This window comes from Helicobacter pylori (assembly GCF_001653475.1).
GTDB classification, from domain to species: domain Bacteria; phylum Campylobacterota; class Campylobacteria; order Campylobacterales; family Helicobacteraceae; genus Helicobacter; species Helicobacter pylori_CM.
In genome coordinates, this window is record NZ_CP011487.1 from 40,412 (window position 1) to 54,331 (window position 13,920).

Genomic DNA, 13,920 nt, shown 5'->3' on the forward strand with positions numbered 1-13,920 from the left:
CTAAAGGAATTTAATCTTTTTGAAGTGCTTTTAAATCTTTTGCGTGATGGTTTGCGTGATGAGACGAGCGATTTTTTCTCTTAAATGCAATAAGGGTTCTGAGCCTTTCGCTAAAGCTTTCACGCATAAATGAGAACTAGCGATTTCACTCACTGCCCCATCCACTCCTTCGCTTTCTTCAATCCGTTCTCGCACGCTAGATGGCTCTATGGGGCAATTGACAAGCACCAGATTCAAATAATGCGTATAGCCATCAAACATGCACATGTTATTCATGTCGGTGGTTTTTGGATCTAAAATCGTGTTGTCATAATAAATGGGTTTCTCATCTTGTAAAATAGAGATTTTTGTGTGTAAGCGGTTGAATTGGAACAACTCATTACGAGCCACTCGCCCTGCGACAATGATTTCACTATAGAGCAATTGAGAGCTAGAGCGTAAAGAAATCGTGGTATTGCCCTTAAAATGCGCGTTTTCAAAGGGGATTAACGGGAAAGGTGCGAAGTCTAAAAAAGCGTTTTCCCCCACAACAATGCACATGTCTCTGCTGGCAAACCCGTCTTCAGTGTTATGGATTTTTTCAAAGGATTGCGAAGTGATTCTCAGCTTGCAATTTGGACCGATGTTTAATTCCATGTCTTGTGCATCGCCTCTCATCATGCCAGGGCTTACCGCTAAAAGCATGATTTCAGCTAAATCGTCTTTAGGGTAAAAGGGCGCCATGAGCTTAAAGGGGGGCGTGAAGAAATTGTCTTCAATCACGCACCGTCCGTCAGCCCCTATTTTGGTTTTCAACCTGAGCTTGGATTCTTGAGCGTAAGTGTTCATCAATCTTCCAATAAAGCGTTGCGCTTGATCCAAGCGATCACATCATCTAAACCTTCTTTAGCGCGGATATTCGTAAAAATAAAGGGCTTTTCGCCGCGCATTTTTTTAGAATCCCTTTCCATGACTTTCAAGTCCGCTCCCACATAGGGGGCTAAGTCAATCTTATTGATGACAAGCAAGTCTGATCGCGTGATTCCTGGTCCGCCTTTCCTAGGGATTTTATCGCCCTCAGCCACATCAATCACAAAAATCGTAAAGTCCGCTAGCTCTGGGTTAAAAGTCGCCGAAAGGTTATCGCCTCCGCTTTCAATCAAAAGCAATTCCAAATCAGGGAAACGGTCATGCATTTCTTCTACGGCTTCTAAATTCATAGAAGCGTCTTCTCTAATAGCTGTGTGCGGACAGCCTCCTGTTTCTACGCCAATGATTCTGTCTCGTGGCATCACCGAATTCTTGCACATAAACTCTGCGTCTTCTTTAGTGTAAATATCATTCGTGATGACCGCCATGTCATAATCTTTTGACATGTGGCGTGTTAAAGCCTCAATCAAGGCGGTTTTACCGCTTCCTACAGGACCACAAACTCCAATTTTTACCATAAAATTCCTTTCAATTTGAGATTAAAATTCAAGACATATAAAGGCGCGAGTATAAACTCTCATGCTGCATCGCCTTAATGTCGTTTTGAACGCTTGCCGCACACAGGTGGCTTTCGTCTAGTTCTAGGGTTTTTTCTATGAGCTGGTTAAAAGGGCTTTGCAAGCTCAATAAGATTCTTTGCCCGTCGTTTTGGGATAAAGGGACGCTTTTAACGCAGTTGATCACCATGTTAGAAGTTTGTGCATAAAGATAATGCCTTAAAGCCTTTTTCAATTCAATATTCAAGCTCGCCGCAAAAACGCCATAGCTAGTGGCATGGGTTGGATCTTTGGTTTTTTGAGCGTAAGCGCTAAAAAATTCGCCCATGTCTAATCCGTTCATGGCTTGTAAGGTTTTAATGAAACGATTGCCTAGCTTTTGATTGGCTAATCGTAATTCCATGGGGCTTGTGGATAGCGTAATGATTTCTTCAACCCTTAAGATCTTTTTTAAATCTTGTTGGAGGGTGCTTTCATAGGTTAATTTCAAGCTCAGCATTTCCGTATAAAGGAACTGGCTGGAGAGATTGGCTTTTAAATACTCTAAAGCGCTTTCTTTATTGGTAACCTTTTTTTGCTGGATGTAAGTTTCTAGCCCAAAAGAATGCGTGTAAGAGCCAATGGGGAACACCGCATCATTGACTTGTAAGATCAGAAATTCATTATCCACATGATGACTATCGACATTGTTGTCTGTTTTTGGAGTTTTTGGGAGCATACCCACGCTTTTTTTAGTGCTTTTCATGCTTTTTCCTTTATCCATCTGCTATTTTTCTATTTCATAACCACTTTAAAATCGTTCGCTAGTGAGACCTTAAAATTAGGCTCACTATGGGGCATGCTCACGGTTAAGCGTTCTTTGGAATTTAGTTTTGAACTTAAAACATGATTTTGAACCCCTAGCTTTTCTAATAAGGCTAGCGTAGGCTTTTCAAATGGTGTTTTAAATTCAAATTGAGACTCGCCATAGTATAAAGCCGCATGGCGGTTTCCTATTTCGTAGCATATTTTCGCCACTTCTGCCACGCTCTTAGCTTGGATGTGAATGACTTCAGAATCCAAGATATTAACGGCGATAATTTCCTTCTCTTCTTTAAATAAAATATCCCCTTGAGAGAGACCTAGCTTGGGGGCGTCTTTAAGGCGTATGGCTATGTCTTTGCCTTGCCTAGTTTTAAAGCGAGCGATTTTCTTCCTCGTTTCAAACCATTCTAAATCCACATAATCCACGCTGAAATCCAAGGGGTTTAAATCCCCTAGATTGCCCACTAAACGCTCTATGATCATCTCACACCCAGTGTTGGATAAAGAGTAACCAAGCAGGAATCCAAGCGGTTAAAATACCTTCGATAATAGCAAGCCATGGAGTGAATTTCCCTAAAGGGATTTTCAAGATGTTTTCAATGAAAGCGGTAAGCCACAAAACACCCCAAGCCAACCAAATGATCGCCCACCAATCGCCTTCAGTGATGCCTAACACTTTGTGGTCATCAAGCATATCGCTATAGTGGGATAAAATCGCAGCAGGAACAGTGTTGATCGCTACGAATAAGCTATACCAAGAGTAGGGCCTCCAATCCAAACCAAAAGTGTGGTTGATAGCTGCATACAAGTAGGTAAAACCGAACAATAACCCAGTCGCTGGCCCATAGAAACTAGTCAAATGGTGCGATACTTGAGCGATATCTTCGGCACCTTCTACAGGGGCTGTAGGGTGGAGTGCGGAATAAGTGATGACAACCACATTACAAACAATGGAAAGCCCGCCCACAAAAAAGTTCATCACCGCAGTGCTTTTAGGATCGACTTTGGTTAAACCGCAAATCCCATTGCTGATCAAAACAATCCCAACATATAACAATACAAGTCCTAGCATTGCCTTTTCCTTCCAAACAAAATTTTTACAACAAACGCACCTTACGAATAACTTTTGTTGCTTGAGCTAATCATAAAAAAAAATAGTAAATTGACAAAAAATAAAAACAAAAAAAGCCCCCAATTTTTTGATAAACAAAAAATCAGAGAGCTGAAAAATAAGGATTTAAGGAGCATGACTCCTATAAGATCCTAGAAAATGCTAAAGAGTTGCGCCAAGCTCACTTTATTGGCTGGTTTAGAAGTTACTTCTTTGCCATCCACGAACACATGGTAAGTTTCAGGATTGACTTCAATGTGAGCGGTAGTGTCGTTGAATTGCATGTCTTTTTTAGTGATATTTCTGCAATTTTTAACCGGCAACACTTGTCTTTCAAGCCCTAATTCTTCTTTAATGCCTTTGTCATAAGCCGCTTGAGACACAAAAGTGATGTTTGCATCGTATTTGGCTTTACCATGATGAGCGAACATTTCTCTGTAATAAACTGGTTGTGGGGTAGGGATAGAAGCGTTCGCATCACCCATTTGACTCAATGCAATGAACCCGCCTTTGATGATCATGTTGGGTTTCACGCCAAAGAATGCTGGACTCCACAATACCAAGTCAGCCACTTTGCCCACTTCTACAGAACCTACATACTCGCTAATCCCATGAGCGATCGCTGGGTTAATGGTGTATTTAGACAAGTAGCGTTTGATCCTGAAGTTGTCGTTATCGCCTTTTTCTTCTTTCAGGCGGCCAAATTCTTTTTTGTTTTTGTCAGCTGTTTGCCAAGTTCTGGTGATAACTTCACCCACACGACCCATAGCTTGAGAGTCAGAACTAGTGATTGAGAAAATCCCCATGTCATGCAAAGTGTCTTCAGCCGCAATGGTTTGAGGGCGGATTCTTGAATCAGCGAACTGGACATCTTCTTTAATGCTTTTATCCAAGTGGTGGCACACCATAAGCATGTCCATATGCTCTGCTTCTGTATTCACAGTGAAAGGGATAGTGGGGTTAGTGGAAGCGGGCAAAATGTTGTGTTCACCGGCTACTTTAATAATATCAGGAGCGTGTCCGCCACCAGCACCTTCAGTGTGGAAAGTGTGCATAGTGCGTCCGGCAATGGCTGCCATAGTGTCTTCTACACAACCGGCTTCATTCAGAGTGTCTGTGTGGATAGCGACTTGCACATCGTATTTGTCCGCAACATCTAACGCATGATTGATTGCAGAAGGAGTTGTTCCCCAGTCTTCGTGGATTTTAAAGCCAATCGCACCAGCTTCAATTTGATCGGCTAAGCTCGCATCGTTAGAAGCGTTACCTTTAGCCAAGAAACCTAAGTTCATGGAATATTCTTCAGCCGCTCTAAGCATCCATTTTAAATTTCTTCTGCCTGGAGTGATAGTGGTTGCGTTAGTGCCATCAGCAGGGCCAGTTCCGCCACCAATCATCGTTGTCACACCGCTTGCGAAAGCTGTAGGGATTTGTTGGGGTGAAATGAAGTGGATGTGTGTGTCAATACCACCAGCAGTTACGATCAAACCTTCACCGGCTAGCGCTTCAGTAGCAGGACCCACGCTAAGATTGTTTTTAACGCCATCTTGCATGTCTTTGTTACCGCCTTTACCAATGCCAGCGATTTTGCCATCTTTAATACCAATATCCGCTTTATAAATACCGGTGTAATCCACGATTAAAGCGTTAGTGATGATTAAATCCAATTCTTCTTTGCTGGGGTTGTTGGATTGGCTCATGCCTTCTCTTAGGGTTTTACCGCCACCGAATTTAAGCTCTTCGCCATAAATGGTGTAGTCATGTTCTACTTCAGCGATCAAGTCTGTATCGCCCAATCTCACTTTATCGCCTGTGGTAGGACCATACATAGATGCGTATTCTTTTCTGCTAATTTTTTTCATTTCTTACTCCTTAATTGTTTTTACATAGTTATCATCGCTTTTAGCACCATGAAAACCACGCTCTTTAGCTCTGTGTAAAGCGATTTTTTTGCTTTCATTATCCGCTTGCCTATCAACTAATGCGTTGAATCCAAAGATTCTTCTGTTACCGCCAATGTCAATCAATTCTACGGATTTTTCTTCACCAGGTTCAAACCTTACCGCTGTCCCGCTCGCAATGTCTAAGCGCTTACCGAAAGTTTTTTCTCTGTCAAAGTCTAAGCATCTATTCACTTCAAAGAAATGGAAGTGTGAGCCGATTTGAACCGGTCTGTCGCCAACATTTTTAACTTTCACGCTAACGGCTTTTTTGCCTTCGTTGATAGTGATGTCTTCATTTTTTAAGAACAACTCACCAGGAACTAATTTACCATTGACCTCAATAGGGGTATGCACGGTTACGAGCTTGGTCCCATCAGGAAACATCGCTTCAATACCCACTTCATGGATCATGCTTGCCACGCCATCCATCACATCATCAGGTTTTAAAAGAGTGCGCCCTTCTTGCATCAATTCAGCCGCAGTCTTTTTACCAGCTCTCGCTTCTTCCATAATATGGGCACTAATCAGAGCTACCGCTTCCACATAGTTAAGTTTAATGCCTTTTTCTTTGCGTTTCCTAGCTAATTCTCCAGCATAGTGGAGCATCAACTTATCTAACTCTTTTGGGGTGAGTTTCATCTCATTCTCCTATTCTTAAAGTGTTTTTCCTTGAAGACATAACGAAATCAAGGTTGGAGTAATTGTAGCAATGTTTTGATTTACTAAGATTAACAGAAGCATTCATTAACTAATTATTATTTTAAATGAATTAGTGTTATAGTTTTGAATCGTTATAAAAGCGTGATTAAAAGCGCGTTTGATGCCCTTTAGAATTTTGATAGAATCAAAAACCCACAAAAAAATGAGAATTAGGATTGGAGTAATAATGGTGGCCACGACTGGACTTGAACCAGCGGCCACTACCATGTCAAGGTAGTGCTCTACCAACTGAGCTACGCGACCTTTATTTAAAAAGGGTAATTATGCCTTAATTTTGTTTTGTTTTTGCTTAAAAAAGAATTGTCTCAACAATAAAACGCCCACGCCCGCATCTATCATGACATCAGCGAAATTAAAAATGGCAAAATCAAAGCCATAATGATAATACACATAATCCACCACGCCCCCATGCACAAACCGATCTAAAACATTAGAAACCCCAGCACCAAACACCATGCCAAACTCTATCGCATGGTTTTTAAAAAGCTCCTTTTGGCGTATTAAAAAGATAAAAAGCCCTAAAATCAAAAGGATTTGCAAGTATTTCAAACCCCCCTCTAAAAAACTGAGCAAGGAAAACGCCACGCCTTTATTGAACACCAAAACAATGTCTATCATCAAACTTTCATAGCGAAACCCCTCTAAAATAGCGTATTTAATCGCTTGATCCACGCCAAAAATAAGGAAGAAAACCCCTATAAAAACCAACAGACTTTTTTGAGTGGTTTTTAGCACAAATGCCCTTCAAAAAACTCTTTTAATTCTTGCATTTTGGATTCTAAAAGCTTTTCATCTTTAGCTTCTAAAAGGATTCGTAATTTGTTTTCAGTGCCGCTATAGCGGATCAAATGGCGGATTTCCAGCTTGTCTAATTCTTTTAAAAGAGCGCTATAACCTTTCAGGCTTTCTAAAGGAGGCTTTTGTTGGATATTCAAATTCATTAGACTTTGGGGGTATAATTCAAAGGGGTTTAACGCAACAGAGCTTACCTGCTTGCTTTCTAACACTAACGCGCTCACTTGCAAAGCGCACACCAAGCCGTCGCCTGTTTTAGCGTAATCGCTAAAAATGATATGCCCGCTTTGCTCGCCTCCAAAATTGGCTTTATTCAACCGCATGCATTCGCTCACAAACTTATCCCCAATCGCGCAATGCTTCAATTCTAAATCTTTAGATTTTAAGTATTCTTTAAGGGCTAAATTGCTCATGCTCGTGGCGACAACCGCTTGAGAAGAAAGGGCGTTTTTAGATTTTTGATAAACCCCTAACACCCCTAAAAGCTTATCCCCATGCACGATATTCCCTAAATTATCCACCACCACCAGCCTATCGGCATCGCCATCAAAAGCAAAGCCCAGATCTGCGCGGTATTTTTTCACTTCCTGGCTCAATGGGTTGGGGTGTAAAGCCCCGCATTGCTCATTAATATTACACCCATTAGGCTCATCATTAATCACTAAAACATCAGCCCCAAGCTCGCTAAAAACTACCGGAGCCACCTTATAAGCCGCGCCATTAGCGGTATCCAGCACGATCCTTAAACTCTGTAAATTCAAATGTTTGGGGAAAGAGTGTTTTAAATGTGCGATATAGCGCCCTATGACATCGTCTATCCTTTTAGCGCTACCAATACTCTCGCCCACTTTATAGCTAGAATGCAGTAATTCTTCATCATGAAAGATTTCTTCAATCGCTTTTTCCTCTTCTTCTTTAAGCTTATAACCATAAGAATTGAAAAACTTAATGCCGTTATCTTCAAAAGGGTTGTGGCTCGCGCTTATCATAATGCCCGCATCGCAGCGCATGTCTTCGGTTAAAAACGCAATCGCAGGGGTAGGCATAGGCCCTATTTGAATCACATTATAGCCTATGGAAGTTAAAGCACTCACTAAAGCATTTTCTACCATATAGCCGCTTTTTCTGGTGTCTTTACCAATTAAAATTTTATTCGTTTTAGAATGTTTTTTAAAATACAATCCGGCAGCAATGCCCAAACGCATCACAAACATGGGGGTGAGTTTCACCCCTGCTTTACCCCTCACGCCATCAGTCCCAAAAATTTTCATCGTTATAAAATGCCTTTTAAACTATTTTTAATCAATTTTTAGATAGAATTATGCCAAATTTTATATTACAAGGGGATTAAAAAGGCTCATGGCAAATCATAAGTCCGCAGAAAAGCGAATCAGACAGACCATTAAAAGAACCGAACGCAACAGGTTCTATAAAACTAAAGTTAAAAATATCATTAAGGCCGTGCGTGAAGCGGTCGCTTTCAATGATGTAGCAAAAGCTCAAGAGCGTTTGAAAATCGCTAATAAAGAGTTGCATAAATTTGTCAGCAAGGGGATTTTAAAGAAAAACACCGCTTCTAGGAAAGTCTCAAGGCTTAACGCTTCAGTGAAAAAAATCGCTCTCGCTTAGTTTTGGGGCGTTTTTGACTTCTTTAAGCTCAGTGATGGGTTTTTATTATTGGGCTTCTTTTTAAGTTTTGCGTTTTTTTTAGATTGTTGTGTCTTTTTATTCACATCTTTTTAATAGGTAGTCTTGCATGTCTATTCTGGCTGAAAAGCTTTCTTCCATTCTCAAGCGATACGACGAACTCACAGCGTTGCTTTCTAGCATTGAAGTGATTAGCGATATTAAAAAACTCACTGAATTGAGCAAAGAGCAAAGCTCCATTGAAGAAATCTCTATAGCGAGTAAAGAGTATTTGAGCGTTTTAGAGAATATCAAAGAAAATAAAGAGCTTTTAGAAGACAAGGAATTGAGCGAACTGGCTAAAGAAGAGTTAAAAATTTTAGAAATCAAAAAAAACGATCTAGAAACGACCATTAAGCAACTCCTTATCCCCAAAGATCCTAACGATGATAAAAACATTTATTTAGAGTTAAGAGCCGGCACGGGGGGCGATGAAGCGGGCATTTTTGTAGGAGATTTGTTTAAAGCGTATTGCCGTTATGCGGATTTGAAAAAATGGAAAGTAGAGATAGTGAGCTCTAGCGAAAACAGCGTAGGGGGCTATAAAGAAATCATCGCTTTGATTAAGGGCAAGGGCGTGCATTCAAGGCTCAAATTTGAATCAGGCACGCATCGAGTCCAAAGAGTCCCAGAGACAGAATCTCAAGGGCGCATCCACACTTCCGCTATTACAGTAGCGATCATGCCTGAAGTGGATGATGTGGAAGTTTCTATCAACCCTAGCGATTTAAAGATTGAAGTGTTTCGCGCTGGCGGGCATGGGGGGCAATGCGTCAATACCACAGACTCTGCGGTCCGCATCACGCACCTTCCCACTAATATCAGCGTGAGCATGCAAGATGAAAAATCCCAGCATAAAAACAAGGATAAAGCCTTAAAAATCTTAAAAGCGCGCCTTTATGAAAAACAAATTGAAGAGCAACAACTCGCTAACGCTAAAGACCGAAAGGAGCAAGTGGGTAGTGGGGATAGGAGCGAAAGGATCCGCACTTATAATTACCCGCAAAACCGCTTGAGCGAACACCGAATCAATTTAACTCTGTATAGTTTAGAAGAAGTCATGCTTTCAGGGAATTTAGATGAAGTGATTAACCCTTTAATCGCTCATTTTCAAAGCCAGTTTGAATGAGATTTTACCATCAAACGATACGCAAACGATACGACAAAAGCGATAAAATACCCAAGCATTTTTTAAGATAGCCACCCACTACTACCAAAAACCCTAACATGCTCCAAATTTTCGCCCCACAAAAACAGCGTAAGAGCTTCCATAAAATCTAATTAAATATAATTTTAAATTCTATATATATTCACTTTTAAAAAATAAAAAGTTTTATTTAACCCATTCTTAACAAAAAATTTAATTTTTTGTGACATAACTACAAAGCTTAATATTTATAAGAGCGAAATAAAAAAAGAAATTCTAGGATTTCTCACATTAAGGAGTTTTAAATGAAAAAGGTTTTTTTAGGTATGGCATTAGCCTTTAGTGTGTCTATGGCAGAAAAAAGCGGCGCGTTTTTAGGAGGAGGGTTTCAATATTCTAATTTAGAAAACCAAAACACCACCCGCACCCCAGGTGCTAACAATAACACCCCGATAGACACTTCAATGTTTGGCAACAATCAAGCAGCTCCAGCCTCTCAAACGCAGAGCGCTTCCAAACCGGACACTAAAGTCAATCCAAGCGCAAGCTGGATGAAAAAATAAGGGAGGAAGTCATGAAAAAGTCATTCAAAAAATTAGGCTTCGTCTCTTTAGCGGCCAGTAGCGTGCTTTTAGGGAGCATGAACGCTACTGATTTAGAAACCTACGCAGCATTGCAAAAACTATCGCATGTTTTTGGTAATTATGCTGAAAAGAGTGAGGGTAGTAAAGATAAAAAGGATAGCAGTTCACAAACCCCACAACAACAAGCCCAATCCACCGTTGCAAGCGACAGCCAAGAAGCGACAAAACTTGAAAACACCGCTGCTGCTGATCAAACCACCGCTAAAACTGATGAAACTGATACAAAAAGTGCTGACACCACTGTAGCTAATGCGGCTAACCAAGTAGAAACCGATAACACAGCCGTTCAAAAAGCTGAAAAAACTTTACAAGACGATGTAGCTAAAGTTGAAGGCGATGCTAAATCTAAAGATTTTGATGAAACAACTTTTACAGCGGATCAAGCAGCAGAGCAAACCGCTGAAGCAAATTTACAAAAGGCTGAAGATAAGCTCACTACAGACCAAGATGCTTTAAGCACGGCGTTACAAGATGAGAAAGAAACACCAGCTCCATCAACCCCACCAGAGAAAAAGGATGATAAAGCCTCTTCAAGCGGCTCACCAACTCCAAGCGGTAGCGGCGTGGCAAGCCAGCTAACCAAAGATACCGCTATGGTTAATAGTCTTAAGAGTGTGAGCGTGAGCTCTATGAACGCCACTTTAAGTGGGGTAGAAACCATGTCTCAGCAAACCGCAACGATCAGCAATCTTTTGAATAGTAATACTGATTTAAGCAGTGTGATTTCTAATGCTCAAGGGCTAAGCAGTGCGTTTAGTGCGTTAGAAAGCGCTCAAAACACTTTAAAAGGCTATTTAGATTCTTCTAGCGCGACGATCGGGCAATTGACGAACGGCTCTAATGCGGTTGTGGGCACGTTAGATAGAGCTATCAATCAAGTGGATACGGCTCTAGCCGATCTTACAGCTGATACGCAAAAAACGCAAGCCGTTACGCTTGTAGCTGCCGGTAGTAGTGCAACGAACAGCGCAACGACAGACGCCATAAATTTCTTAAGCGCGCTAAAAACCAATCTAACGGCTCAAAAAGACGCTTTCATGAGTGTGCATAAAAACATCCAAACCGCTGTCGCTCAAGCCCAAGCAACCCACACGCCAAGCGTGATTAACACTAATAATTACGGGCAAATGTATGGGGTAGATGCGATGGCAGGGTATAAGTGGTTCTTTGGTAAAACCAAACGCTTTGGCTTTAGGTCTTATGGATACTACAGCTATAACCATGCGAATTTAAGCTTTGTAGGGAGCCAGCTTGGAATCATGGAGGGCGCATCTCAAGTGAATAACTTCACTTATGGCATGGGCTTTGATGCACTCTATAACTTCTATGAAAGCAAAGAGGGCTATAACACAGCAGGGTTGTTCTTAGGCTTTGGATTAGGAGGGGATTCGTTTATCGTTCAAGGAGAGAGCTACTTAAAATCTCAAATGAACATTTGCAATAACACTGCAGGCTGTTCAGCGAGCATGAATGCGAGCTATTTCCAAATGCCTGTTGAATTTGGTTTTAGGAGCAATTTTTCTAAACACAGCGGGATTGAAATGGGCTTTAAATTGCCTTTATTCACCAACCAATTCTATAAAGAAAGGGGCGTAGATGGATCGGTAGATGTGTTCTATAAAAGGAATTTCTCTATCTATTTTAACTACATGATCAACTTCTAAGCCTTTCTCTTCTTTCCAATAGATGGTTTTCTCTCTGTTGGTTTCTTTTTTCTAAAAGTCATTTTGATTTCTAAAAATAGTCTATAATGCTCGCAAGAGATATTTTTTAAGGTTATAAATGAAAACTATAAAAATACTTTTTATAATGACACTCAGTCTAAACGCTATTAGCGTGAATAGGGCGTTGTTTGATTTAAAAGATTCGCAATTAAAAGGGGAATTAACGCCAAAAATAGTGGATTTTGGGGGTTATCAAAGCAGCACTAAAGAGTGGGGAGCTACTGCTTTAAACTATATCAATGCGGCTAATGGCGATGCAAAAAAATTCAGCACGCTAGTAGAAAAAATGCGTTTTGGCTCTGGCATCTTGGGGAATTTAAGAGCGCATGCGCGTTTAAGGCAAGCCCTAAAATTGCAAAAGAATTTAAAATATTGCCTTAAAATCATCGCTAGAGATTCTTTTTATAGTTACCGCACCGGTATTTATATCCCCTTAGGCATTTCTTTAAAAGATCAAAAAACGGCTCAAAAAATGCTCGCTGATTTGAGCGTGGTAGGGGCGTATCTTAAAAAACAACAAGAGAATGAAAAGGCTCAAAGCCCTTATTATAGAAGCAACAACTATTACAACTCTTACTATAGCCCTTATTATGGCATGTATGGAATGTATGGCATGGGCATGTATGGCATGTATGGAATGGGAATGTATGATTTTTATGACTTTTATGATGGCATGTATGGATTCTACCCTAACATGTTTTTCATGATGCAAGTTCAAGATTACTTGATGTTAGAAAATTACATGTATGCGATCGATCAAGAAGAGATTTTAGACCATGACGCTAATCAACTGGATACGCCTACTGATGATGGCAGAGACGATAAGGACGACAAATCCTTACAGCAGGCTAATCTCATGAGCTTTTATCGTGATCCCAAATTCAGCAAAGGCATCCAAACCAACCGCTTGAATAGCGCTTTAGTCAATTTAGACAACAGCCGTATGCTCAAAGACAATTCGCTTTTCCACACTAAAGCCATGCCCACTAAAAGCGTGGATGCGATAACTTCTCAAGCCAAAGAGCTTAACCATTTAGTGGGGGAAATCAAAGAAATGAAGCAAGATGGGGCGAGCCCTAATAAGATTGATTCAGTTGTCAATAAAGCTATGGAAGTGAGGGACAAATTAGACAATAACCTAAACCAACTAGACAATGACTTAAAAGATCAAAAAGGGCTTTCAAGCGAACAACAAGCTCAAGTGGATAAAGCCTTAGATAGCGTGCAACAATTAAGCCATAGCAGCGATGTGGTGGGGAATTATTTAGACGGGAGTTTGAAAATTGATGGCGATGATAGAGATGATTTGAATGATGCGATCAATAACCCCATGCAACAACCTACGCAACAAACACCCACCAACAACATGGGCAACACCCATGCAAATGATAGCAAGGATCAAGGGGGTAACGCGCTCATAAACCCTAACAGCGCCACTAACACCGATGATACCCACGCTGACGATACCCACACTGATACTAACGCCACAAACGATACTAGCACTACTGACACCCCCGCTGATGATAAAGACGCTGGCGGCATGAACAATACCGGCGATATGAATAATACAGATACCGGTAACACTGACACTGGCAATACTGATACCGGTAACACTGATGATATGAGCAACGCAAACAACGGCAACGATGATACGGGTAACGCTGATGACGGTATGAACAACACCAACGACATGGGCGATGACATGAACAACGCGAACGATATGAACGACGACATGGGCAATAGCAACGATGACATGGGTGATATGGGGGATATGAACGACGATATGGGTGGCGATATGGGAGACATGGGGGATATGGGCGATATGGGGAATTGAGATTAACCCCTAATAAAGAGCCTTTCACATTAGCGTTCGTTAGGGT

The 13,920-nt window shown here is 41.0% G+C and carries 14 protein-coding genes and 1 tRNA gene; 5 read left to right on the forward strand and 10 right to left on the reverse strand.

Features of this window, described 5'->3' with window-relative positions; genetic code table 11:
* Nucleotides 1-30: 30 nt before the first annotated feature.
* The 10 genes from AA974_RS00190 to glmM all read right to left on the reverse strand — a co-directional run bounded on the left by AA974_RS00190 (nucleotide 31) and on the right by glmM (nucleotide 8,110).
* The gene (locus AA974_RS00190) at nucleotides 31-828 is read right to left on the reverse strand and encodes an urease accessory protein UreD (RefSeq protein WP_064432911.1); all 798 of its coding nucleotides are present in this window, start codon (nucleotides 826-828) and stop codon (nucleotides 31-33) included.
* Nucleotides 828-1,427 carry an urease accessory protein UreG gene (gene ureG, locus AA974_RS00195; RefSeq protein WP_064432912.1) on the reverse strand — a complete coding sequence of 200 codons (600 nt, stop codon included), beginning with the start codon at nucleotides 1,425-1,427 and terminating at the stop codon, nucleotides 828-830. Before ureG ends, AA974_RS00190 begins: the two co-directional genes overlap by 1 nt.
* A 28-nt stretch (nucleotides 1,428-1,455) precedes the next feature.
* A complete protein-coding gene (locus tag AA974_RS00200) occupies nucleotides 1,456-2,229 on the reverse strand; it encodes an urease accessory protein UreF (RefSeq protein WP_080470964.1) in 774 nt (257 codons plus the stop codon).
* Between the two features lie 11 nt (nucleotides 2,230-2,240).
* Nucleotides 2,241-2,753, reverse strand: a complete 513-nt coding sequence (ureE, locus tag AA974_RS00205) for an urease accessory protein UreE (protein WP_064432914.1) — start codon at nucleotides 2,751-2,753, stop codon at nucleotides 2,241-2,243.
* 1 nt (nucleotide 2,754) lies between these two features.
* Entirely contained in the window at nucleotides 2,755-3,342 is a 588-nt protein-coding gene (ureI, locus tag AA974_RS00210) for an acid-activated urea channel protein UreI (RefSeq protein WP_000901267.1), read from the reverse strand.
* Nucleotides 3,343-3,533: 191 nt separating this feature from the next.
* On the reverse strand, nucleotides 3,534-5,243 hold the full coding sequence (gene ureB, locus AA974_RS00215) for an urease subunit beta (RefSeq protein WP_000724281.1): 1,710 nt from the start codon (nucleotides 5,241-5,243) through the stop codon (nucleotides 3,534-3,536).
* Between the two features lie 3 nt (nucleotides 5,244-5,246).
* The gene (ureA, locus tag AA974_RS00220) at nucleotides 5,247-5,963 is read right to left on the reverse strand and encodes an urease subunit alpha (protein WP_000779240.1); all 717 of its coding nucleotides are present in this window, start codon (nucleotides 5,961-5,963) and stop codon (nucleotides 5,247-5,249) included.
* A 248-nt stretch (nucleotides 5,964-6,211) separates the two neighbouring features.
* Nucleotides 6,212-6,287 (reverse strand) — tRNA-Val (locus tag AA974_RS00225).
* Nucleotides 6,288-6,305: 18 nt separating this feature from the next.
* Nucleotides 6,306-6,779 (reverse strand): signal peptidase II, encoded by a 474-nt coding sequence (gene lspA / locus AA974_RS00230; protein WP_064432915.1) that lies wholly within the window; start codon nucleotides 6,777-6,779, stop codon nucleotides 6,306-6,308.
* The gene (glmM, locus tag AA974_RS00235) at nucleotides 6,773-8,110 is read right to left on the reverse strand and encodes a phosphoglucosamine mutase (RefSeq protein ID WP_064432916.1); all 1,338 of its coding nucleotides are present in this window, start codon (nucleotides 8,108-8,110) and stop codon (nucleotides 6,773-6,775) included. Before glmM ends, lspA begins: the two co-directional genes overlap by 7 nt.
* A gap of 88 nt (nucleotides 8,111-8,198) precedes the next feature.
* Between glmM and rpsT the strand changes: the two genes are divergently transcribed.
* The 5 genes from rpsT (at nucleotide 8,199) to AA974_RS00260 (ending at nucleotide 13,874) form a co-directional block, all read left to right on the forward strand.
* Nucleotides 8,199-8,468 carry a 30S ribosomal protein S20 gene (rpsT, locus tag AA974_RS00240; protein WP_064432917.1) on the forward strand — a complete coding sequence of 90 codons (270 nt, stop codon included), beginning with the start codon at nucleotides 8,199-8,201 and terminating at the stop codon, nucleotides 8,466-8,468.
* Nucleotides 8,469-8,595: 127 nt separating this feature from the next.
* A complete protein-coding gene (gene prfA / locus AA974_RS00245) occupies nucleotides 8,596-9,654 on the forward strand; it encodes a peptide chain release factor 1 (protein WP_064432918.1) in 1,059 nt (352 codons plus the stop codon).
* Between the two features lie 323 nt (nucleotides 9,655-9,977).
* Nucleotides 9,978-10,235, forward strand: a complete 258-nt coding sequence (locus AA974_RS00250) for a hypothetical protein (RefSeq protein WP_064432919.1) — start codon at nucleotides 9,978-9,980, stop codon at nucleotides 10,233-10,235.
* A gap of 11 nt (nucleotides 10,236-10,246) precedes the next feature.
* Nucleotides 10,247-11,980, forward strand: coding sequence for an outer membrane beta-barrel protein (locus AA974_RS00255; protein ID WP_064432920.1), 1,734 nt, complete (start codon nucleotides 10,247-10,249; stop codon nucleotides 11,978-11,980).
* 118 nt (nucleotides 11,981-12,098) lie between these two features.
* Nucleotides 12,099-13,874, forward strand: a complete 1,776-nt coding sequence (locus AA974_RS00260) for a hypothetical protein (protein ID WP_064432921.1) — start codon at nucleotides 12,099-12,101, stop codon at nucleotides 13,872-13,874.
* Nucleotides 13,875-13,920: the final 46 nt, after the last annotated feature.